Source organism: Methylobacterium amylolyticum (genome assembly GCF_030700245.1).
Classification (GTDB): Bacteria; Pseudomonadota; Alphaproteobacteria; order Rhizobiales; family Beijerinckiaceae; genus Methylobacterium.
The window spans coordinates 17,046-38,401 of the sequence record NZ_JAUYZI010000027.1 but is presented as its reverse complement, the minus strand read 5'-3'; the positions used below and the strand labels follow the sequence as shown (position 1 = coordinate 38,401).

Here is a 21,356-nt window from a genome sequence, read left to right as displayed (position 1 = left end):
AGGGCGTGGATGGGGCTGGCGGTGCATCGCGGCCATCACCGGCCGCCGGCGCTCACAACCCCAAGATCCCCTTGGCGATGACGTTGTGCTGGATCTCGTTCGAGCCGCCGTAGATCGAGACCTTGCGGTTGTTGAAGTAGCTCGGCGCGGCCGCGTCCACCCAGTCGAAGCCGCCGGGCGGGTTGTTGGCGCCCGCTCCGTGGTCCGGGGCGGCGAGCGCGAACGGGCCGGCGAGCTCGACCAGCAGCTCGGTCGCCGCCTGCTGGAGCTGCGAGCCGCGGATCTTCAGGAGCGAGGAGGCGGGGTCGGGCTGGGTCGAGTCCGCCCGGCCCTGCTTGGCCGCGACACGCATCTGGGTGATCTCCAGCGCCTTCAGCTCGACCTCGACCTCGGCGACCCGGGCGCGGAAATCGGGGTCGTCCCACATCGTGCCGGGCCCGGCGGGCATGGCCTTGGCCAGCCGCTTGATCCGCTGCATCCGCTCCTTGGTCAGGCCGATGCGGGCGATGCCGGTGCGCTCGTTGGCGAGCAGGAACTTGGCGTAGTCCCAGCCCCGGTTCTCCTCGCCCACCAGATTCTCCACCGGCACGCGGACGGAGTCGAAGAAGACCTCGTTGACCTCGTGCCGGCCCTCCAGGGTGAGGATCGGGCGGACCGTCACGCCGGGGCTCGTCATGTCGATGAGCAGGAAGGAGATGCCGCGCTGCTTCTTGGCCTCGGTGTCGGTGCGGACGAGGCAGAAGATCCAGTCGGCGTGCTGGCCGAGCGTCGTCCAGGTCTTCTGGCCGTCGACGACGTAGTGGTCGCCGTCGCGCACGGCCCGGGTCTTCAGCGAGGCGAGGTCGGAGCCGGCGCCGGGCTCGGAGAAGCCCTGGCACCACCAGTCGTCGAGGTTGGCCGCGCGGGGCAGGAACCGCTCCTTCTGGTCCTGCCGGCCGAAGGTCGCGAGCACCGGCCCGAACATGTAGCAGTTGAACTGCTGGGGCAGCGGCACGGCGGCCTGGAAGATCTCCTCGGTGTAGATGTAGCGCTGGATCGGCGTCCAGTCCTGCCCGCCCCATTCCCGCGGCCAGTGCGGCACCGCCCAGCCCCGGGCGTTGAGGATGCGCTGGCTCGCGACGATGTCGTCCTTGGCGAGCCCCCGCCCCTCCGAAACCTTGCGCCGGATCTCCGCCGGGATCTTCTCCCGCAGGAAGGTCCGGACCTCGTCGCGGAAGGCGACCTCCTCGGCGGTGAAGCGCAGGTCCATGCTCAGCCCCCGATCTCGAACAGCCCGGCGCAGCCCTGCCCGCCGGCCACGCACATGGTGACGACCGCGTAGCGCGCCCCGCGGCGGCGGCCCTCCAGCAGGGCGTGGCCGACGAGCCGCGCCCCCGACATCCCGAACGGGTGGCCGACCGCGATGGCGCCGCCGTTGACGTTGACCCGCTCGGGATCGATCCCGAGCCGGTCGCGGCAGTAGACCGACTGCGAGGCGAACGCCTCGTTCAGCTCCCACAGGTCGATGTCGCCGACGGTGAGCCCGTGCCGCTCCAGCAGGCGCGGCACGGCGAAGACCGGGCCGATGCCCATCTCGTCGGGCCCGCAGCCGGCCGAGGCGAAGCCGCGGAACGTGGCCAGCGGTTCGAGGCCGCGCCGGGCGGCCTCCCCCGCCGCCATCAGCACGCTGGCCGAGGCCCCGTCCGAGAGCTGGCTGGCGTTGCCGGCGGTGATGAACGCGCCCTCCCCCCGCACCGGCTTCAGCTTGGCGAGCCCCTCCGCATTCGTGTCGGGGCGGTTGCCCTCGTCCTTCGTGAGCCGCGTCTCGACCTCGCGCGTCTCGCCCGTCGCCTTGTCGGTGACGGCCATGACCGCGCTCATCGGCACGATCTCGTCGTCGAACAGCCCCGCCGCCTGCGCGGCGGCGGTCCGGCGCTGACTCTCCAGGGCGAAGGCGTCCTGCGCCGCGCGGGAGATGCCGTACCGCTCGGCGACGATGTCGGCGGTCTCGATCATCGGCATGTAGATCGCCGGCAGGTGCGCTTCGAGCCACGCGTTGCGGGTCAATTCCCGCTGCACCCGCGGCTGCACGAGGCTGATCGATTCGACCCCGCCCGCGACCGCCACCGGCACCCCGTCGAGGACGATCCGCCGGGCCGCCGAGGCGATCGCCTCCAGCCCCGAGGCGCAGAAGCGCGAGACGGTCACCCCCGCCGACTGGACCGGGATGCCGGCGACCAGCGCCGCGTGCCGGGCGACGTTGCCGCCGGTGGCGTTCTCCGGGTAGCCGCAGCCCAGCACCACCTCCTCCACCGCCTCGGGCTCCAGCCGCGCCCGATCGAGGGCGCCGCGGATGGCGTGGGCGGCGAGATCGGCGCCGCGGGTGAGGTTGAGCGCGCCGCGATGCGCCTTGCCGATCGGCGTGCGGGCGGTGGAGACGACGACGGCCTCGGTCATGGCATCCCTCCGGTCACAGCACCTCTCCGGTCACGCCGCCTTGAGGGCGCCGAAGCTGCCACCCTCCTCCGCGAGCTTTTTCAGGAGCGGCGCGGGCTCCTGGCTGTCGTCGCCGGTCTCGCGGGCGAACCGCTCCAGATCCGCGGCGACCGTCTTCAGGCCCACCGTGTCGGCCCAGTGCATTGGCCCCCCGCGCCAAGCCGGCCAGTTGTAGCCGTTGATCCAGATCGTATCGATGTCGCCGGGCCGGCTCGCGATTTTTTCGGACAGGATCCGCGCGCCCTCGTTGACCATCGGGTACATCAGCCGCGCGACGATTTCTTCCGGCGTGAAGCTGCGCTGGGCGATGCCATGCTCGGCCGCCGTGCGCGCGATCAGGGCTTCCACTTCGGGGTCCCGCTGCCCGGCCCGCGCACCGTCGGGATAGACAAAAAAACCGCGGCCGGTCTTCTGGCCGAAGCGGCCCATCTCGGCGAGCGCGTCGGCGACCGGGGCACGGCCGCCGAAATCCTTGCGCGAGCGCCAGCCGATGTCGAGGCCGGCGAGGTCCGACATGGCGAAGGGCCCCATCCGGAAGCCGAAGGCGGTCACCGCCGCGTCGACCTCGTGCGGCAGCGCGCCCTCCAGCAGCAGGCGCTCGGCGGCGCGGCTGCGCCGCTCCAGGATGCGGTTGCCGACGAAGCCGAAGCACACGCCCACCGCCACCGGCAGCTTCTTCAGGCGCTTGCCGAGATCGAGGGCGGTGGCGAGCACCTCCGGCGCCGTCTTCTCCGCCCGCACCACCTCGACGAGGCGCATGACGTTCGCCGGGCTGAAGAAGTGCATGCCGAGCACGTCCTGCGGCCGGCCCGTCACCGCGGCGATGGCGTCCACGTCGAGGTAGGAGGTGTTGGTGGCCAGGATCGCCCCGTGCTTGGCGATGCGGTCCAACTCCGAAAAAATCGCGCGCTTGACGCCCATCTCCTCGAAGGCCGCCTCGATCACGATGTCGGCGCTGCCGGCGTTCTCCAGCCCGACCGCGCCGGTGATCCGGCCGATCCGCGCGTCCCGCTCGGCCTCCGTGATCGAGCCGCGCTTGGCCGAGCCGGCGTAGAGGCCGCGCACCCGCTCCAGGCCGCGCTGGAGCGGCGCTTCCTCGGTCTCGATCACCGTGACCGGGATGCCGGCATTGGCGAAGCACATGGCGATGCCGCCGCCCATCGTGCCGGCGCCGATCACCGCCGCCGTCTCGATCGGGCGGCGCGGGGTGTCCTTGGAGAGCCCCGGGACGCGCGCGGCCTCGCGCTCGGCGAAGAAGGCGTGTCGCAGGGCCCGCGCGCGGGGATCGTCCACCAGGGGCGCGAACGCCGCCTGCTCCGCCGCCAGCCCCTCGGCGAAGGGCCGGTCGAAGCAGGCGCGCACGGCCTCGGCGAGCGCCCGGACGTTCGGGGCGTCGGGCTCGCGCGTCACGGCGTCCGCGGCCCGCGCCTCGAAGGCTGCCCGCGCCTCCGGATCCAGCCGGTCGTCGCGGTCGCCCGCCCGCGGCAGCCGGCCGGCATCGGCCAGTTCCAGCGCCCGGACCCGGGCGGCGGGGACGAGGTCGCCGAGCACCACTGCGTCGACGATCCCGAGTTCCGCACCCCGGTCGGCGCCCACCGGCTCGCCCGACAGCATCATCGCGAAGGCGGTCTCCGGCCCGATCAGCCGCGGCAGGCGCTGCGTGCCGCCCGCGCCCGGGATGATGCCGATCTTGATCTCCGGCAGGCCGAGCTTGGCGTGCCGTCCGGCGATCCGGGCGTGGCAGGCGAGCGCCAGCTCCAGGCCGCCGCCGAGCGCCGCGCCGCCGATCGCCGCGACCACCGGCTTCGGGCTCGCGTCGATCCGCGCCAGCACCTCCGGCAGCAGCGGCCGGCGCCGGACCTTGCCGAACTCCGAGATGTCGGCACCCGCGACGAAGACCTTGCCCTCCGCCGCGATCACGATCGCCCGCACGGTCGCGTCGGCGATGGCCTCGGCCAGCGCCCGGTCGAGGGCGGCGCGCAGGTCGGCGCCGAGCGCGTTCACCGGCGGGTTCGAGAGGGTGAGCACGGCGACGCCGCCGTCGACCTCGTTGCGTACCAAAGCGGGCGTTCCCTCAGTTCTGCAATGCAGAATTTGTTTTCGGTCTTCGGCGGCGAGATGCTGCCCGCGCCCTGACTTTGTCAAGGTCGGGGCGGGACGCCCGCCCGCTGAACGGCGTTCTGCATTGCGGAACGCGTGAGGCCGGCCGTTGACAGTCTTCGCGCGCCCGTGTGATCCAGCCCCGATCCGCGCAGCGGACGAACCGACAGACAACCCGCGCTCGGCGCGACGGTTGCCGTCCGGGTCACGGCGCCGACGAGGGAGGATCGTGCGTGATACGAAGTCCGACGGAATCGTTCGGTCATCCGGGCCCGCGCCGTCATCGCGACCGGCCGGCGGGGAGCGCGCCGTGAGCGACGGACCCGAAGCCCCGGCTCCCGACGGGCGGCTGCCGGCCGTGCTGCGCGGCACCCTCGCCCTGCCGGTGATCGCCGCGCCGATGTTCATCGTCTCGGGGCCCGATCTCGTGATCGCCCAGTGCCTCGCCGGCGTGGTCGGCTCGTTCCCGGCTCTCAATGCCCGGCCCGCCGGGGTGCTCGACGACTGGCTGACCCGGATCACGGCGACGCTGGCCGAGGCCCGTGCCGCAGATCCTTCGAAGCGCATCGCGCCGTTCGCGGTCAACCAGATCGTCCACGCCTCGAACGACCGGCTCGCCGGGGACGTGGAGGCCTGCGTGCGCCACCGCGTGCCGATCGTCATCACCTCCCTGCGGGCGCCCGACGCGGTGATCCGGCCGGTCCACGCCTACGGCGGCGTCGTGTTCCACGACGTGACCACCGTGCGCCACGCCGAGAAGGCCCTGGAGGCCGGCGTCGACGGGCTGATCCTCGTCTGCTCCGGGGCCGGGGGGCACGCCGGCACGCTCTCGCCCTTCGCGCTGGTCTCCGAGGTGCGCCGCTTCTACGACGGGCCGCTGATCCTCTCGGGGGCGATCACCACCGGCTCGGCGATCCTCGCCGCGCAGGCGATGGGGGCCGACCTCGCCTACATGGGCACCCGCTTCATCGCCACCCGGGAGGCCAACGCCGCCCCGGGCTACCGCGAGATGATCACCGGGTCGTCCGCCGCCGACATCCTCTACACGCCCTACTTCACCGGGGTGCCCGGCAATTACCTGACCCCGAGCATCCGCGCCTCGGGGCTCGACCCCGACGCCCTGCCGGTGCGCGACAAGACCGCGATGAACTTCGGCAGCGCCTCCGTTAAGGCGTGGCGCGACGTCTGGGGCGCCGGCCAGGGGGTCGGCAGCATCGACGACATGCCCCCGGTCGCCGACCTCGTCGCCCGCCTCGCCCGGGACTACGCCGCGGCCCGCGCCCAGACCGCCGGCCTGTCGGCGGGCTACGCGCCGTGAGCGGGGCGCCCGCGCGCGGAGGCTTGCAGGTCTCGGATCCGGAGCCCGGGATCCGCCTGCTGACGATCGACCGACCGGGGCGGCGCAACGCCCTCGACCGGGCGACCTACGCGGCGCTCGGTGCGGCCCTCGCGGAAGCCGACCGGGACGCGGGCGTGCGGGCGGTGGTGCTCACCGGCGCGGGGGGCTGCTTCACCGCCGGCAACGACATCGCCGATTTCCGGGACGTGGAGAGCAAGGATGCGGCGACCGAGGGCGACAGCCCCGGCCTGACCTTCCTGCGGGCGCTGCGGGCCTGCGCGAAGCCGGTGGTCGCGGCGGTGGAGGGGCACGCGGTCGGCATCGGCGTCACCCTGCTCCTGCACTGCGACCTCGCCTACGCGGGTGCCGGCGCCCGCTTCCGCCTGCCGTTCACGGCGCTCGGCCTCAGCCCCGAGGGCGGGTCGAGCCACCTGCTCCCGCTGGTCGCCGGGACGAAGCGCGCGGCCGAATTGCTGCTCCTCGGCGAGCCCTTCACCGCGGAGGCGGCCCGGGAGGCCGGCCTCGTCAACGCCGTGGTCGCGGAGGGGGCGGCCCTGGAGACGGCCCTCGACCGGGCGCGGGCGCTGGCCGCCCTCCCCCCGGCCTCGATCGCGGCGACGAAGCGCGCCCTGCGCCGCGGCCTCGACGCGGCGGTGGACCGGACGCTCGCGGAGGAGGCGGAGGTGTTCCACGCCCTGCGGCGGGGGCCGGAGGCGCAGGCCGCCTTCGCCCGGTTCCTCGCCCGGTGAGCGCGGCGGAGATCCTCGACGCCCCCGACTTCGAGGGGGCGAAGGAGCCCGACGGCGCCAAGGAGGACCGGCACTTCGTGACGGCTTTGGCCCGCGGCCTGTCGGTGCTCGCCTGCTTCGGGCCGGGCCGGGCGAGTCTGGCCAACCACGACATCGCCGCCGCCTGCGGCCTGCCGCGCTCCACCGTCTCGCGCCTGACCTACACCCTGACCAAGCTCGGCTACCTCCAGCACGTGGCCGAGGCCGGCCGCTACCGGCTCGGCCACGCCGCCATCGCCCTCGGCTCGGCGGCGCTCGGCGGCCTCGACCTGCGCGGCATCGCCCGCCCGCGCTTGCGCGCCGTGGCGGAGGCAGCCAACGCCTCGGTGGGGCTCGGCGTGCGCGACGGGCTCGGCATGCGCTACGTCGACTGCCAGCGCGGCCCGGCGGCGATCTCGCTCAACCTCGACACCGGCGCGCGCATCTCGCTCGCCCGCAGCGCCATGGGCCGCGCCTACGTGGCGGTCTGCGCCGAGCGGGAGCGGGAGGCGATCTACGCCGCGTTGGCGGCGCGCGACACCGCCGCGTGGCCGGCCCTGCGGGCGGGCCTCGACCGGGCGGTGGCCGAGCACCGGGAGATCGGCTGCTGCACCTCGTTCGGCGACTGGCAGGAGACGGTCTGCGCCATCGCGGTCGGCTTCCACCCCGGCGGGGGCCTGCCGCCGATGGCGGTCAATTGCGGCGCGCCGCGCGTCGTCACCGACCCCGGCTTCCTGCTGGAGGTGGCCCGCCCTAAGCTGATCGCGGCGGTGCGCGGCCTCGACGGCGTGATGGGCGCCTGATGTTTTGGGGATGACCGACGTGCAATCTGACGCGCAGCCGGACGATCCGACGCACGACTCGTCGCATGATCTGCCGCTCGCCGGCATCCGCGTGCTCGACCTGTCGCGGGTGCTGGCGGGGCCGTGGTGCGCGCAGGTGCTCGGCGACCTCGGCGCCGACGTGATCAAGGTCGAGCACCCGGAGCGCGGCGACGACACCCGCGACTGGGGCGTGCGCACCAGCCCCGGCAACACCTCGTATTTCGACAGCGTGAACCGCAACAAGCGCTCGATCGGCGTCGATCTCGCCACCCCCGAGGGGCTCGCGCTGGTGCGCGACATGGCCCGGCAGAGCGACGTGCTGGTGCAGAACTTCAAGACCGGCGGCGCCGACCGGCTCGGGCTCGGCTACGCGGCACTTGTCGCGGAGAACCCGAGGCTGATCTACTGCTCGGTCTCGGGCTACGCGTCGGACGGCTCCGAGGCGAGCCGGCCCGGCTACGACCTCGTGGTGCAGGGCGAGTCCGGGGTGATGGCGCTCAACGGCGAGGCCGGCGGGCCGCCGCTGAAGTTCGGGGTCGCGGCGGTCGACCTGTTCACCGGCCAGTACGCCGCGCAGGCCGTGCTCGCCGCCCTCTTCCAGCGGGAACGCACGGGGAAAGGCAAGAAAATCGACCTCGCGCTGTTCGATTGCGGCGTGGCGCTGACCTCCTACTACGGCCTGGAGGCGCTGGCGCGCGGCGAGGATCCGCCCCGTTACGGCAACGCCCACCCCTCGATCGTGCCCTACGGGGTGTTCGAGGCCGGCGACGGGCCGGTGGTGATCACGGTCGGCAACAACGCCCAGTACCGCCGCTTCTGCGAGGCGGTGCTGGGGCGCCCCGACCTCTGCGCCGATCCGCGCTTCGCGACCAACCTCGACCGCGCGAAGAACCGCGCCGCCTTCGTGCCGGTGCTGGAGGCGGAGCTGGCGAAGTGGACGCGCGCGGACTTGATCGCCCGGCTCCAGGAGGCCGGCATCCCCTGCGGCGAGGTGCTGGGCCTGCGCGAGGCGCTGACCGGGGCGCGGGCCCGGGAGGCGGGCCTCGTGGTCGGCGGGCCCGAGAACGCCCACGTCCTCGCCCCGCCCTACCGGCTCGACGGGCGCCGCCTCATCGTCCGCCGCATGCCGCCGGGGCTCGGCGGTTCGAGCGCCGAGATCATGGACGAAATCCGGGGCCGCGGAGACGGGAGCGGGGAGCGCTGACCCCTCAGGGCGCGGCCGCGAGCCGGGCGCGGGCGTCGTCCAGCACGCCCGCGAGCGAGGCCTCCCACGCCACCCGCGGCGCCCAGCCCGTCGCCGCGCGCAGACGCCCGGAATCGCCCGCCGCCAGCGGGATCTCGGCAGGGCGGACGCGCTCGGGGGCGACGTGGATTTCGAACGGCGTTCGAGCGACGGCGCGCAGGCCGTCCAGGGCGCTCGCGATCGTTCGCGGGCAGCCGGAGCCGATGTTGAACACGCTCCCGTCCGGGAGGTCGTCGGCCCGGTCGATCAGCCGGGCGTAGGCGTCGGCGACGTCGGCCACGTCGAGGAAGTCGCGCCGCGAGGTCAGGTTGCCCACCTCCAGGCGCGGCGGGGCGCGGCCGGCCTCGATCCGGGCGATCTGCCCGGCGAAGGAGGCGACGACGAAGCGCTCGTCCTGGCCCGGCCCGATATGGTTGAACGGGCGCAGCACCACGAGCTTGACGCCGATGCGCGGCAGGAGGTCGTGCAGCACCTGCTCGCCCACCCATTTCGAGCGGGCGTAGGTGTTGCGCGGCTGCGGCTCGGCGTCCTCGGTCAGGGCGTGGCCGGCGAGGAAGGCGCTGCCGTAGACCTCGCCGGTGCTGACGAAGAACAGCGTGCAGCCGGGCGCCGCCCGCATCGCCGCCACGAGGTTCAAGAGCCCGTCGACGTTCACCCGCCACGTCTGCGCCGGGCCGCTCGCGGAATCGGCGACCGAGGCGAGGCCGGCGAGGTGCAGGACCGCGGTCGGGCGGAAATCGGCGACGAAGCCGGCGAGCGCCTCCGCGTCGAGGAGGTCGATCCGGGCGTAGGCGACCCCCGTGGGCAGGCTCGGCGCCGGGCCGCGCCCGATCCCCGCGACGCGACCGCCGCGTCCGGGGCCGCGGGCCAGCAGCGGCAGGACGTGGCCGCCGACGAAGCCCGCCGCGCCGGTGACGAGGATGCGGCGCATGTCAGCTCCGGTGCCCGCCCGCGCGCGGAGCGGGCGTGACGCGAGGGTGCGGGGGGGCGGGCACGGGCGCCGTCAGCGCGGGTCGCGGGTGCCCCAGCGCGTGCCCTTGCGGCCGGGCTGGCCGCCGGCATCCGCGCCGATCGCCGGGCCGGCGGCCCGCTCCGGCCGGTGCCCGGAGGGGGCGGTCATGGGCTCGGGCGCGATCAGGTCCGGCACCGCGGCGATGGATTCGTCGCCGCGGCCGGTGGCGAACTGGCCCGCCTTGCGGAAGGTCCAGAGGTAGCCCGGCACCACCGCCTCGGCGGCGGTGGGCGCGATGCCGAGCGCCTCGATGGTGCGCCCCTCCGCCCGGGCCGCCTCCGACACGACGTTGTCGCTCTGGAGCAGCGTCACCTGATCGCGGGTCAGCTTCAGCCCGTCGGGCAGGAGGCCGAGCGTCAGGGTGTCGGCGATCTCCAGGGCCTGCGCCTGGAGCCTGGCGAGCGGCAGCGGCAGGTCGATCACGGTGCGGCTGCGCTGGATGGTCCGCAGCATGTAGCGCACGAGGTGCTCCAGCGTGGCCACCTCCGGGCCGCCGAGCTCGTAGACCCGGCCCGGCTCGACCGCACCGTCGACGGCGCGGGCGATCGCCTCGGCGACGTCGCCGACGAAGACCGGCTGGAACCGGGTCTGGCCGCCGACCAGCGGCAGCACCGGCAGCGCCCGCGCCAGGGCGGCGAAGCGGTTGAAGAAGCTGTCGCCGGGCCCGAACACCAGGGAGGGCCGGAACACCACCGCGTCCGGGCAGGCGGCGAACACCCCGGCCTCGCCCTCGGCCTTGGTGCGGGCGTAGGCCGAGGCCGAGGCCGGGTCGGCGCCGATCGCCGAGACGTGGATCATCCGGGCGCCCTCCCGCGCGGCGGCGCGGGCGATCGAGGCCGCGCCCTCCGCCTGGAGCCGCGCGAAGCGCTGCGGCCCGCTCTCCTGGAGGATGCCGACGAGGTTGATCACCACGTCCGAGCGCTCGGCGGCCCGGGCCACCGAATCGGGGTAGCGGAGGTTGGCCTGCACCGCCACGATCTGGCCGACCTTGCCGAGCGGTTGCAGGAACAGGGCGAGGTCGGGGCGCCGCACCGCGACGCGGATCCGGTAGCCGCGCTTGGCCAGCGCCCGCACCACGTGGCGGCCGAGGAAGCCCGAGCCGCCGAAGATCGTCACGAGCTGCGCCGTCGGGTGCGCGGCGGCGGCGACGCTCCGCGCCTCGCCGGGCGGCGTGGCGGGCGGCGTGGCGGTCTGGGCGTCGCGCTGGGTGGTCTCTGGGCCGGTCATCGCCGTGGTCTCGGGCTCCTCGCCGCGCCCGTCAGGCGCCGTGTCCGGCCTCCTTACCCTACCTGCTCGCGGCATGGGAGCCGGATGGATCAGGATGGGGCAGAGCATTGCGGAAGGCAGGTCATTGCGGGAGGCCGGGCATTGCGGGAGGCCGGGCATTGCGGGAGGGCCCGGCGGAAGGGTACTAAGCCGCTCAACCCATTCTTTAACTTGCGCGACAGCAGACAGGGAAAGCTCAAGCCGCCTGTGCGACGTTGTCCTCGCATGTCCGCCGGATGATGTTCAGGGTGCGGCGGCGGATCAGACCGCTCACCGGGCGGATCAGATACCAATAGGGGGCAAATCTCACGCGCGCGGCACGATCTACGCAGACGACGCGCGTTTCCGTCGAAAGGATCGTCACGCCTGCCGCGCCCGCTCGAACTGCGAAGTTCAGAGCGAGCTTCGCGATCCCGGGCTCTTTCAGATCAAGAAAATCCTTCCCATCGCTCAGGGGAGCCAGATCGAAGTCCGGCCGCCAGAAGCGGCCCGCCAAGCCGAACACGACCTCTCTCTCGCCACGTTCCAGCAAGGTGAAATTGTCGATGCCGAAGGGCGGCAGCGGTTCCCCATGCTGGCATTTGAGAATCTGTCCTGCCCGCATCGGCAGTTCACGCAACGCGATCATCCGTCGAAAGAACGGATCGTTCTCGGTTCGATAGGCCGCTGCGGCGGCGAGAACGATGTCGCCAGACGCTTGAACGCTTGCGCTGTGAAGTTCGCTATACTGCGGGTCTGGAACGTATCGGTCGATCAAAGCCATCGCCGAGCCCATCAATTCCGCAAAAGGCGACATCAGCGACGGACAAATGCTTTACCGTCGTCACCTTGACCATAACAGCCTGTCGGCACATAACAAGTGACGGAAAGGCGGCTTCCGCCTTTTCTCGCCCCTAAAGCGGGCCGGAAGCTTTCCATCCTCCATCGCCCTCCCGCCCCAGTGCAAAACGAGAAGGCGCGCGCGGAGGGAACGGCAGCATGCGGCGCGCATTTCCTCCGGATGCCGCGCCGGCCCGGCGCGCTGTGCCGAAGGCGACGATGATCCTGGGATTGCTGATCTCCGCGGCGGTGGCCGCCTTCGGCCTGATGGTGGCGCTCGGCCTGATCGGCCACCCGATCGACGCGCAACTCGTGAGCCCCTACGGCTGGAGCATCCTGCTGATCGGCCTCGCCCTGATGGTGTTCTTCGCCTACAACCTCTACCGGCGGGCGCGGCGCCGGCGGCGCTCGGTCTGAGGGCGCCGGTCCAGGCGGCTCGATCCGAGGAACCCGGGGCGGGCGGCCCCGCTCAGGCGACCCGGATGCGGCGGCGCATCTCGCCCGCCGCGGCCTGCCGCAGGCCCGCCCGGCGCATCGCGCGGCGGCGGGCGCCGACCACGATGCTCTGCCGCTCGCGGGCGATGAAGGCGGTGGGCATCTCGGCGCGCAGGTCCGCCTCGATGTCGCGCAGCACCGCGTCGGAATGGGCCGGGTGCAGGTGGAAGATCGCCAGGGCCTTCACGCCGGCCAGCTTGGCCAGCTCGACGCCCTTCTGCCAGGTCGAGTGGCCCCAGCCGCGGCAGGTCGGGTACTCGCCGTCGGTGAACATGCCGTCGTAGACCATCAGGTCGGAATCGGCCACGAACCGGGCGAGATCCGGGTCGGGCCAGGGGTCGCTGTGCTCGATGTCGCTGATCAGGCACAGGCGCCGGCCGCCGTGCTCGAACCGGTAGCCGACCGAGCCCTGCGGGTGGTTGAGGGGGATCGTGTCGACCCGCGCCCCGTCCCCGAAGACCAGCGTCTGCCCCGCCTCGAAGCCGTGATGGCGGAACGTGCAGGGGAAGGCGTCGAGGGTAACCGGGAACAGCGGCGGCGCGAACAGCCGGTCGAGGGTCGGGCCGGCGGAGGCGCCGCCGAGATTGCCGCACCACGTGTTGATCGTCCGCTCGCCGTCGAGCACGGCCGGTTTGAAGAACGGCAGGCCCGCGGTGTGGTCGAGATGGAGGTGGCTGAACAGGAGATCGATCTCCCGGGGCAGGTCCGTCCGGTGGTTCTGCCCGAAATTGTAGATGCCCGTCCCGGCGTCGACGACGAAGATGCGGCCGCCGCAATCGACCTCGATGCAGGGCGTGCTGCCGCCGAACTCCGCGTATTGCGGACCGCTGACCGGCGTGGATCCGCGGACGCCCCAGAAACGCAGGACGAGGTCCCCGTCCGCCGCACTGGTGCTCGGCACCGAACTGTTGGACATGGCGATCACGAGTGTTCAGGACGGACGACCCCGATCGGTTCCATCGGGACCCCGCCGTCGCTTCGAAACGATCGATGGGTTAGGGCAGACGATCGGGACAGGACTAGCGTTCCATCCCTGACACACAATGAATTGGGGAGCGCGCGGCCGTCGCGATGTGCGGGGGCGCACACCCGTCCGGGTCCCGACGCCCCGCCTCCGCCGTCACCGGCGCTCCGCCGACGCGACCGGGCCGGGAACGAGAAGTCCTGGAACGAGGAGAGCTGGAACGAGAAGACCCGGAGCGAGGCGACCTGGAGCGACCGGACCCGGGCGGGTGGCGGGCGCGGCCCGGGCGCCGGCCGGATCCGCCGAGAGATCTGCCGAGAGGTCCGCGGCCAGGAGCGCGGGCAGGCCGTCGGCGTAGCGCGCCGGCAGGGGCGCGGCGAGCGGCGCGAACGGGTCGTGGCGGCGCTCGTAGGCGGGCACGAAGCCCGGGGCGCGGGACGGGGCCAGCGGTGAGCCGAAGGCGATCCAGGCGGACCAGGTCGCCTCGGGCACCGGCGCCGGGGCGCGGTGGCCCGCGAGGGTGACGACCTCCTGCCCGGCATAGGCCAGCGCCTCGGGCCGGCTGACGTCGCCGACCGCGCCGCCGCGGGCGATGTAGGCCGCCCAGAACGCGTTCTGCCCGCCGTCGGAATAGGTGGTGCGCACCGCGGCCGCGCCGGCCTCCGCCAGGGCCTCGACCCGCGCCTCCTCCACCGCCCGGCGGGTGACCGCGGCGGCCTCCCGCGCCGGGTCCCGCGACGGCGCGAAGGCGTAGCGCCCGGCGACCACCGAGACCTGGAGTTCCTCGCCCGTGGCCTCGAAGCGGTCGTAGCCCTCCTTCAGGTTCCGCCAGAACGGGTAGTTCGGGTCGGTGCGGTGCCGGGCCATCGCCTCGGCGGTCATCCGGAACGGGTAGGCCTGGAACTGGAACGCCGCCTGCCCGCCCGCCAGCGCGTCGCGGGCGATGGCGTAGATCTCGCCCACCGTGCCGTTGGTCATCGCGAAGCAGCCCATCGACGAGCAGATGCCGTGGACCATGATCGCCGAGCCGGTGCCGCCGTGGGCGCGGTCGTAGGCGTTCGGGTAGCCGACGTCGAAGGACAGGTGGTAGCGCGAGTTGGGGTTCATCTGCCCCTTGCCCACCGCGTAGAACCCCTCCGGCACCTGCCGGTCGCCGTTCCGGCGCTTGGGGCCGAGCTGGCCGGACCAGCGGCAGATCGGGAAGGTCTTGATGTAGACGTAGCCCGAAGGCCCCCGCTTCCAGACCTCGATCTCCGATTCCTTCTTGAAGGCGCGGAACAGGACCGGTGAGGCCGCCGAGGCGCCCTTCTGCGCGATCAGCGCCAGGGTCGCGGCGGGGATCGGCTCCAGCGCCTTGCCGGCCTGCGCCGCGGCCTCGCCGGCGGCGAGGGTGAGGCAGGCGGCGAGGAGGGCTCTCGGGATCGGCAGGGGCATGCGCGTCCGCGTCGGGGCGGGAAGACGTCGGGGGCGGGAAGACGTCGGGGGCGGGGAGGAGGCCGCGGGCACGGCGGTCCCCCCTGACGCGGTATTGCGGCGGGGGTGAGGCCCGGCGGGCGCCGTCAGCCGGCGGTGCCCGGCTCGGGCTCGGGTTCGCGCTCGGACGCCGCCTCAGGCCCCGGCCCGGGTCCGGGCCCGGCGGGCGGCGCCGGGGGCGCGACCACCGCGTTGTTCTCGACCGTCAGCACCGCGTCGAAGGCGGCGGCTCCCTCCGGCAGCTCGGTGCCGGGCAGGCAGACGATCAGCCCGCGGCCGGCCCGCGCCCGCCGCAGCCGGTCGAGGCGCTCGCGCAGGTCGTCCGCCTTGCGCAGGTCGATCATCGTCGCGACGACGAGGATGTCGGGCTCGCGGGCCAGGCAGCGGGCCAGCTCGATCGCCACCCGCTCGCGGGCGCCGACCGCCCCGTCGGCCAGGGCGGCCCCGCCCGCGGCCGCGACCGGGCTGTCGAGGCCGAGCCGGTAGGCGGCGACCTCCAGCCCCTCGTCGGCGAGCACCCGCCGGACCAGGGCCCGCACCCGCGGCGCGGCGTTGGCCTCGCCCTGGCTGATGCGGCCGAACAGCAGGTTCTCCTCCAGGCTCGCCGCCCGGTTCAGCCGGGCCGGGTCGTGGAACTCCACCGCGCCGCGCAGGTGCTCCGGCAGCATCCGCGCGAAGGAGCGCCGCGCCTGCACCAGCCGCTCTTCGAAGGCCGCGTCGATCAGGCCGAACCGGTGGCGGGTCTCGCTGTAGCGCAGCGCCAGCCCGATCAGGCGGGTGCGGTCGCGCTGGCCGGCCGGTCCCCGGCGCAGGTCGGCGGCGGTGGAGAGACGCACGACGAGGTCCTCGAAGAAGCCCCGCTCGGCGGCCGGGAACAGCGAGTAGGCGTCGAACAGCGGGTGGTCGGCCGGCAGGTCGGCGAAGATCTCGACGGTGCTGCGGGCGACCGAGAGCCCGATCTCGGTGAGCGGGCGGACCAGATCCTCCGCCTCCAGCACCGCACGCATGTAGGGGTGGCGGGCGAGGCGCCCCGGGGCGAAGGCGCCGCCCACCGGCTCGCCGAACAGGATGTTCTCGCCGACGCTCGCCTGATGATTGTAGCGCTCGGGGTCGAACGGCTCGACGAGGCGCTCCGCGCCCTCGGCGGCCAGCGCCGCGCGCATGGTGCGGCGGGCGGAGACCAGAGCCGCGGCGAGCAGCGGCTCGGCCGCCGGGTCGAGGCGGCCTTCGAGGCCGCTCTCGTAGACGAAGGCGTCCAGGCCGACGAGGCGGCAGATCCCCACGAGCGCCACGTCGTCCGGGGCGGCGGCGGGGTCTGTGCCGTAGAGCAGGTTCGCGCGCAGGCTGCCCTCGGTCAGGATCGCCTCGCCGGCCACGAAGGCGATCCGCCGGGCGCGCTCGGCCGGATCGAAGGCGGAGAGGTCGGTGCCGGCGTAGGTGACGCGGCCGGCAGTGGGGTCGAGCTGCCCCGCGAGCAGCGCCGCCAGCGCCCGGGCGCCGCCCCCGCGGCCGCCGGTGATCGCCACGTGCCCGGGCATCGGCAGCGCCACGTCGACGCCGACGAGGCGCTCGCCGGTGGCCGGGTCGAAGGCGCCGACCCCCCGCGCCGCCAGGTCGCCCGCTCGCGGCAGGGGCGGCGGGGCGGCGCTCCCCCCTCGGGGCCGCCGGCCCTGGAGGGTCGCGAGGGTGCGCGCGAGGTCGCGCAGGCGCGGGCGCAGGGCCGCCCGCTCGGCCCACAGGCGCGCGCTCGCGGCGATCAGCCACGCGGCGATGCCGAAGGCGGCGGCGGCGGCGGCCAGGGCCGGCGGGTCGACGGGCGGGACCGCCGGGCCGTCCGCGTCGGGGCCGCGCCACAGGGCCGTGCCGACCGCCACCGCCGGCAGGATGGCGGCGAGCGCCAGGGCCGGGGCCCGGGCATAGGCGAGGCGCGCCTCGGCGCGGGCCACCTTGGCCCGGTTCGCGCTGACCCGGGCGGTGATGCGCGCCCGCTCCAGGGCGGCGGCGCCGTGGCCGCGCACCGCCGGCATGCGCCGCACGAGTTCGGCCAGCCCCGCCTCCACCCGGGTGCCGGTGCGGGTGCGCATCTCCTGCCGGGCCCGGGCCCGCTGGAGGATCAGGGCGAAGGCCAGCCCCGCGGCCGCGAGGCCGACCGCCGCCGCCGGGACGAGGCGCGGCGCGGCGAGGCCGGCGAAGGCCAGGGCGAGCAGCACCGCGGCGGCCGCCATCGCCGGCACCACGATCCCCGCCGCGAGCAGCCGGTCGCCCCGCCCCAGCACCTCGCCGACGAGGCGGGCGAGGCCGCGCGCCTCGTCGCGCACCCCCGGCGGCGCGTCGAGGATCGCCCGGATCACCCCCTCGCGCACCGCGTCGCCGGCCCGGTTCTGCGCCCGGAAGCACAGGGCCGCCACCCCCCAGCCGAGGCCGGCCAGCGCCAGGGCGCACAGGCTGATCCCGAGGAAGGCGGCGAGCTCCAGCTCGGCCGGCGGCAGCGCGAAGCCCGGCGCCAGCACCCGCTCGCCGCCGCGCAGGTCCAGCGCGAGGCGCAGGAACGGCAGGCTCGGCGCCTCGTCGCGGGGCAGCACCGCGAGCAGGTCGCGCAGGCACAGCAGCGTCACCGCGCAGAGCGGCCCGCCGAGGCCGACCGCCAGGGCGACGGCGGCGGCGTGCAGGCGGCGCGCCGCGCGCCAGGTCAGGAGGACGGGATCGGATTCCATGCGGCTCCGGCGCGGAGAAGGGCCCGCGCGGGCTTAGTGCGCCGCCCCGCGCAGGGGAAGGCGGTTCGCGCGGGCGGCACGGATGCGCGGGCGCGGCATCTGCGGCATCGCGCGGGTCTGGCCGCCTCCTGCGAACGGCTCTAGGGTGCCGCCGTGCCGGGGGGCGCTGGCGAAGGGGATGCCGTTGGACGCCGACCACCGCCGTGCAGGCCTGCGGCCCGCCTGATGGCGCAGCTCTTCGCCCCCGGCGCCGACGCCCTCTACAGGCTCGCCCTGATGACCGGCCTCGCCTGCCTCGTGGCCGTGCCGGTGGTGGCCGCCGGGATCGTGCGGTCGAGCTACGTCACCGGCGTCGGGATCGCCCCGGCCCAGCCGGTTCCGTTCAGCCACAAGCACCACGCGGGCGAGCTCGGGATCGACTGCCGCTACTGCCACACCGGCGTGGAGCGGCTCGCCACCGCCGGCATTCCGCCGACCCACACCTGCATGACCTGCCATTCGCAGATCTGGACCGGCTCGGACATGCTCAAGCCGGTCCGCGAGAGCTACGACGAGAAGAAGCCGCTCCGGTGGGTCCGGCTGAACAGGCTGCCGGACTACGTCTACTACAATCACTCCGTGCACGTGACCAAGGGCATCGGCTGCTCGACCTGCCACGGCGACGTGACGAGCATGCAGATGACCTACCGCGCCAACGCCTTCGAGATGCAGTTCTGCCTCGACTGCCACCGGGCGCCGGAGAAGTACGTGCGCGAGCCCGATCAGGTCTGGAACATGACCTGGACCCCGCCCGCCGACCAGGCGACCCGCGGGCCGGAGCTGGTGGCGCGCAACCACATCCGCGGCGGCGCCCGCCTCACCGAGTGCGGGATCTGCCACCGATGAGCGGCCCCCCCGACATCGCGGCCCTGCGCGCGAGACTCTCCGGCGGCGACGGGCCGCGCTTCTGGCGCAGCCTCGACGCGGTGGCGGATTCGGCCGAGTTCCGCGCCTATCTCGGCGCCGAGTTCCCCGCCGCCGCCCGGCTCGCGGCGGCGCCCGGCCGGCGCGGCTTCCTCAAGCTGATGGCGGCCTCGTTCGCGCTCGGCGGGCTGACCGCCTGCGGCCGGGAGGACGGGCGCGCCTACGAGGTGCCCTACGTCGACCAGCCCGAGCGGATCCTGCCCGGCGCGGCCCTGTCCTACGCCTCCTGCGCGCTGTTCGACGGCTTCGCCAACGGGATCCTCGTCACCACCCGCAACGGCCGGCCGCTGAAGATCGAGGGCAACCCCGACCACCCGTGGAGCCGCGGCGGCACCGACGTGATCGGGCAGGCCTCGGTGCTCGGGCTCTACGATCCGTTCCGCAGCCAGGCGGTGCAGCATCTCGGCCGGCCGGATTCCTGGGCGGGGTTCCGCGCGGCGATGCTGGCGCAGGTCCCGGCGTGGCGCGCGGGCGGCGGCGCGGGCGTGGCGGTTCTGACCGGCCCGATGACCTCACCCACAGTGGCCGCCGGCCTCGCCCGGCTGCGCGCCGCCTACCCGGACCTGCGCTGGTACGCGAGCGCCGGGGCCAGCCGCGACGGGCTGTACGAGGGCGCCCGCCGGGCCTACGGCCGGCCGCTGGAGACGGTGCCCGACTTCGCCGCGGCCCGGGTCGTCGTCTCCCTCGACGGCGACTGTCTCGACCTCGGGCCCGGGCAGGTCGGCCTGTCGCGGCGCTGGAGCGACGCGCGCCGGGCGGCCTACGCGGACGGGCGCCTGCTCGCCCTGCACGCCGCGGCGCCGTCGCCGACGCTGACCAGCGCCAAGGCCGACCACGCCGTCCCGGTCCCCGCCGCCCGCCTCGAAGCCCTCGCCCGCGATTTTCTGGGATTCGCGGAGGGCGGCGCGATGCCGACGGCCGACGATCCCGCGGGCCGCTGGTTCCGGCGGGCCGCGCAGGCTCTCGTCGAGGCGCGGGGCGCCGGGATCGTCACGGCGGGGCTGACCGGCAGTCCGGAACTGCACGCCCTGGTCCACCGGCTCAACGGCGCGCTGGGCAACACCGGCGCGACGCTCCGCCATACGGAGCCCGCCGCCGGGCAGGGGGCCGGGACGCTCGCCGAACTCGCCGAGGCGATGGGGCGGGGCGCGGTGACGGCGCTGGTCGTGCTCGGCGCCAACCCGGTCTACGAGGCGCCCGGCGCCCTCGACTTCGCCGCGCGGATGGCGCGCGTGCCCCTGAAGGTCCACGCCGGCCTCTACTACGACGAGACCGGCGCCCACGCCGACTGGCACCTGCCGCTCGCCCATCCCCTCGAATCCTGGGGGGACGCCCGCTCCCTCGACGGCACGGTCGGGCTGATCCAGCCGACGGTCGCGCCGCTCTACAACGGCCGCACCCTGCCGGAGATGCTGGCTTTCCTGGAAGGCGGCGAGACCGAGGCCGAGGACGGGCTCGCCCTGCTGAAGCGGCAGTGGCGCCGCGACGGCGAGGACGCGGCGGCCTTCGACGCCCGGTTCGACGACGCCCTGCGCGCCGGCTTCCTGCCCGGCAGCGCCGCGCCGACGCAGGCCGTCGCCCTGACCGGCACGGCGTCCCCCGCCGCGCCGGCCGCGCCCGACCCCTCCGGCCTCGACGTGGTGTTCCGCCCCGACCCGACCCTGTGGGACGGGACGCATGCCGACCTCGCGTGGCTCCAGGAGTTGCCCAAGCCCCTCACCAAGGTGGTCTGGGAGAACACGGTCGCCGTGAGCCCGAGCCTCGCCGAGCGCATGGGGATCGCCACCGGCGACGTGGTGCGGATCGAGGCGGACGGGCGCCATGTCGAGGGGCCGGCCTGGATCACCCCCGGGCAGGCGGCGGAGACCGTCACCCTCGGTCTCGGCTACGGCCGCGACGTGCCGGACCACCTCTCCCGCGGCCTCGGCTACGACGCCAATGCGCTGCGCCCCACCGGCACCCCCTGGCACCTGACCGGCGCGCGGCTGACGAAGACCGGCGCGCGCCGGATGCCGGTGACGACCCAGGACCTCGGCACGATGCAGGGCGCGGACATCGTCCGGGTCCAGCCGGTCGGCGGCGCGCCGGTGGGCGACCCGCAGGGCGCCCCCGCCCCGGCCTCGTTCTACCCGCCGCCCGCCTCGCAGGACCGCTGGGTCGCCGCGCAGTGGGGCATGGCGATCGACCTCGACGCCTGCACCGGCTGCAACGCCTGCGTCACCGCCTGCCAGGCGGAGAACAACATCCCCGTGGTCGGGCGCGAGGAGGTGGCGCGCGGGCGGTGGATGGGCTGGCTGCGGGTCGACCGCTACTACGAGGGACCCCTCGACGCGCCGGCGACGCATTTCCAGCCGGTGCCGTGCATGCACTGCGAGAGCGCGCCCTGCGAGCTGGGCTGCCCGGTGGAGGCGACGCTGCACGACAGCGAGGGCCTCAACCTCCAGGTCTACAACCGCTGCGTCGGCACCCGCACCTGTCAGAGCTACTGTCCCTACAAGGTCCGGCGCTTCAACTACCTCGACTACACGGGCGACCTGCCGCCGGTGCGCCAGCAGCAGAACAATCCCGAGGTGACCGTGCGCGCCCGCGGCGTGATGGAGAAGTGCACCTACTGCATCCAGCGCATCACCGCGGCCCGGATCGCCTCCGCCAAGGACGCCCACGCCCCGATCCCCGACGGGGCGGTGGAGACCGCCTGCCAGGGCGCCTGCCCGACCCGGGCGATCAGCTTCGGCAACGTCGCCGACGCGGGGGCCCGCGTCTCCGCCGCCAAGCGCGATCCGCGCAACTACGCCCTGCTCGGGCACCTGAACACCCGGCCGCGCACCACCTACCTCGCCGGCCTCGCGCCCGGGCCCGATGCGGCGCCCGGTCCGGCGCCGTCCGGGCGGGAGGGCTGAGC

The 21,356-nt window shown here is 74.5% G+C and carries 16 protein-coding genes; 7 read left to right on the top strand and 9 right to left on the bottom strand.

The window, feature by feature from the left end; genetic code table 11:
• Positions 1 to 52: 52 nt before the first annotated feature.
• From Q8W71_RS19040 to Q8W71_RS19030, 3 genes are read right to left on the bottom strand one after another with little or no spacing between them, the layout of a single operon-like run.
• A complete protein-coding gene (locus tag Q8W71_RS19040; RefSeq protein WP_305526974.1) occupies positions 53 to 1,249 on the bottom strand; it encodes an acyl-CoA dehydrogenase family protein in 1,197 nt (398 codons plus the stop codon).
• Positions 1,250 to 1,251: 2 nt separating this feature from the next.
• Positions 1,252 to 2,436: an acetyl-CoA C-acyltransferase gene (locus Q8W71_RS19035; RefSeq protein WP_305526973.1), complete on the bottom strand. Its 1,185-nt coding sequence runs from the start codon at positions 2,434 to 2,436 to the stop codon at positions 1,252 to 1,254.
• Between the two features lie 30 nt (positions 2,437 to 2,466).
• Positions 2,467 to 4,536 carry a 3-hydroxyacyl-CoA dehydrogenase NAD-binding domain-containing protein gene (locus Q8W71_RS19030; RefSeq protein WP_305526972.1) on the bottom strand — a complete coding sequence of 690 codons (2,070 nt, stop codon included), beginning with the start codon at positions 4,534 to 4,536 and terminating at the stop codon, positions 2,467 to 2,469.
• A gap of 349 nt (positions 4,537 to 4,885) precedes the next feature.
• On the opposite strand from Q8W71_RS19030, the gene Q8W71_RS19025 reads away from it, so the two are divergent.
• The 4 genes from Q8W71_RS19025 to Q8W71_RS19010 are packed head-to-tail and all read left to right on the top strand — an operon-like array spanning position 4,886 to position 8,709.
• Positions 4,886 to 5,893 (top strand): NAD(P)H-dependent flavin oxidoreductase, encoded by a 1,008-nt coding sequence (locus tag Q8W71_RS19025; RefSeq protein WP_305526971.1) that lies wholly within the window; start codon positions 4,886 to 4,888, stop codon positions 5,891 to 5,893.
• Positions 5,890 to 6,663: an enoyl-CoA hydratase/isomerase family protein gene (locus Q8W71_RS19020; RefSeq protein ID WP_305526970.1), complete on the top strand. Its 774-nt coding sequence runs from the start codon at positions 5,890 to 5,892 to the stop codon at positions 6,661 to 6,663. The genes Q8W71_RS19025 and Q8W71_RS19020 overlap by 4 nt, the downstream gene beginning before the upstream one ends.
• The gene (locus Q8W71_RS19015; protein WP_305526969.1) at positions 6,660 to 7,484 is read left to right on the top strand and encodes an IclR family transcriptional regulator; all 825 of its coding nucleotides are present in this window, start codon (positions 6,660 to 6,662) and stop codon (positions 7,482 to 7,484) included. The genes Q8W71_RS19020 and Q8W71_RS19015 overlap by 4 nt, the downstream gene beginning before the upstream one ends.
• Before the next feature lie 19 nt (positions 7,485 to 7,503).
• Complete coding sequence (locus tag Q8W71_RS19010; RefSeq protein ID WP_305526968.1) at positions 7,504 to 8,709, top strand: CaiB/BaiF CoA transferase family protein; 1,206 nt, start codon at positions 7,504 to 7,506, stop codon at positions 8,707 to 8,709.
• A 4-nt stretch (positions 8,710 to 8,713) separates the two neighbouring features.
• Here the strand turns inward: Q8W71_RS19010 and Q8W71_RS19005 are convergent, their stop codons facing one another.
• The 3 genes from Q8W71_RS19005 to Q8W71_RS18995 form a co-directional block, all read right to left on the bottom strand.
• Entirely contained in the window at positions 8,714 to 9,679 is a 966-nt protein-coding gene (locus Q8W71_RS19005; RefSeq protein WP_305526967.1) for an NAD-dependent epimerase/dehydratase family protein, read from the bottom strand.
• A gap of 72 nt (positions 9,680 to 9,751) precedes the next feature.
• Entirely contained in the window at positions 9,752 to 10,987 is a 1,236-nt protein-coding gene (locus Q8W71_RS19000) for a complex I NDUFA9 subunit family protein (RefSeq protein WP_305526966.1), read from the bottom strand.
• 235 nt (positions 10,988 to 11,222) lie between these two features.
• A complete protein-coding gene (locus Q8W71_RS18995; RefSeq protein WP_305526965.1) occupies positions 11,223 to 11,789 on the bottom strand; it encodes a hypothetical protein in 567 nt (188 codons plus the stop codon).
• Positions 11,790 to 12,064: 275 nt separating this feature from the next.
• Between Q8W71_RS18995 and Q8W71_RS18990 the strand changes: the two genes are divergently transcribed.
• The gene (locus tag Q8W71_RS18990; protein WP_305526964.1) at positions 12,065 to 12,262 is read left to right on the top strand and encodes a hypothetical protein; all 198 of its coding nucleotides are present in this window, start codon (positions 12,065 to 12,067) and stop codon (positions 12,260 to 12,262) included.
• A 52-nt stretch (positions 12,263 to 12,314) separates the two neighbouring features.
• On the opposite strand, the gene Q8W71_RS18985 is transcribed toward Q8W71_RS18990, so the two are convergent.
• The 3 genes from Q8W71_RS18985 to Q8W71_RS18975 all read right to left on the bottom strand — a co-directional run bounded on the left by Q8W71_RS18985 (position 12,315) and on the right by Q8W71_RS18975 (position 17,491).
• A complete protein-coding gene (locus Q8W71_RS18985) occupies positions 12,315 to 13,256 on the bottom strand; it encodes an MBL fold metallo-hydrolase (RefSeq protein WP_305526963.1) in 942 nt (313 codons plus the stop codon).
• A 204-nt stretch (positions 13,257 to 13,460) separates the two neighbouring features.
• Positions 13,461 to 14,738, bottom strand: coding sequence for a L,D-transpeptidase family protein (locus Q8W71_RS18980; protein ID WP_305526962.1), 1,278 nt, complete (start codon positions 14,736 to 14,738; stop codon positions 13,461 to 13,463).
• 125 nt (positions 14,739 to 14,863) lie between these two features.
• The gene (locus tag Q8W71_RS18975; protein ID WP_305526961.1) at positions 14,864 to 17,491 is read right to left on the bottom strand and encodes a P-loop NTPase family protein; all 2,628 of its coding nucleotides are present in this window, start codon (positions 17,489 to 17,491) and stop codon (positions 14,864 to 14,866) included.
• A gap of 225 nt (positions 17,492 to 17,716) precedes the next feature.
• Here Q8W71_RS18975 and Q8W71_RS18970 point away from each other — a divergent pair, with 225 nt between their 5' ends.
• Positions 17,717 to 18,376 (top strand): cytochrome c3 family protein, encoded by a 660-nt coding sequence (locus tag Q8W71_RS18970; protein ID WP_305526960.1) that lies wholly within the window; start codon positions 17,717 to 17,719, stop codon positions 18,374 to 18,376.
• Positions 18,373 to 21,354, top strand: coding sequence for a TAT-variant-translocated molybdopterin oxidoreductase (locus Q8W71_RS18965; protein ID WP_305526959.1), 2,982 nt, complete (start codon positions 18,373 to 18,375; stop codon positions 21,352 to 21,354). The genes Q8W71_RS18970 and Q8W71_RS18965 overlap by 4 nt, the downstream gene beginning before the upstream one ends.
• The last annotated feature ends 2 nt before the right edge of the window (positions 21,355 to 21,356 follow it).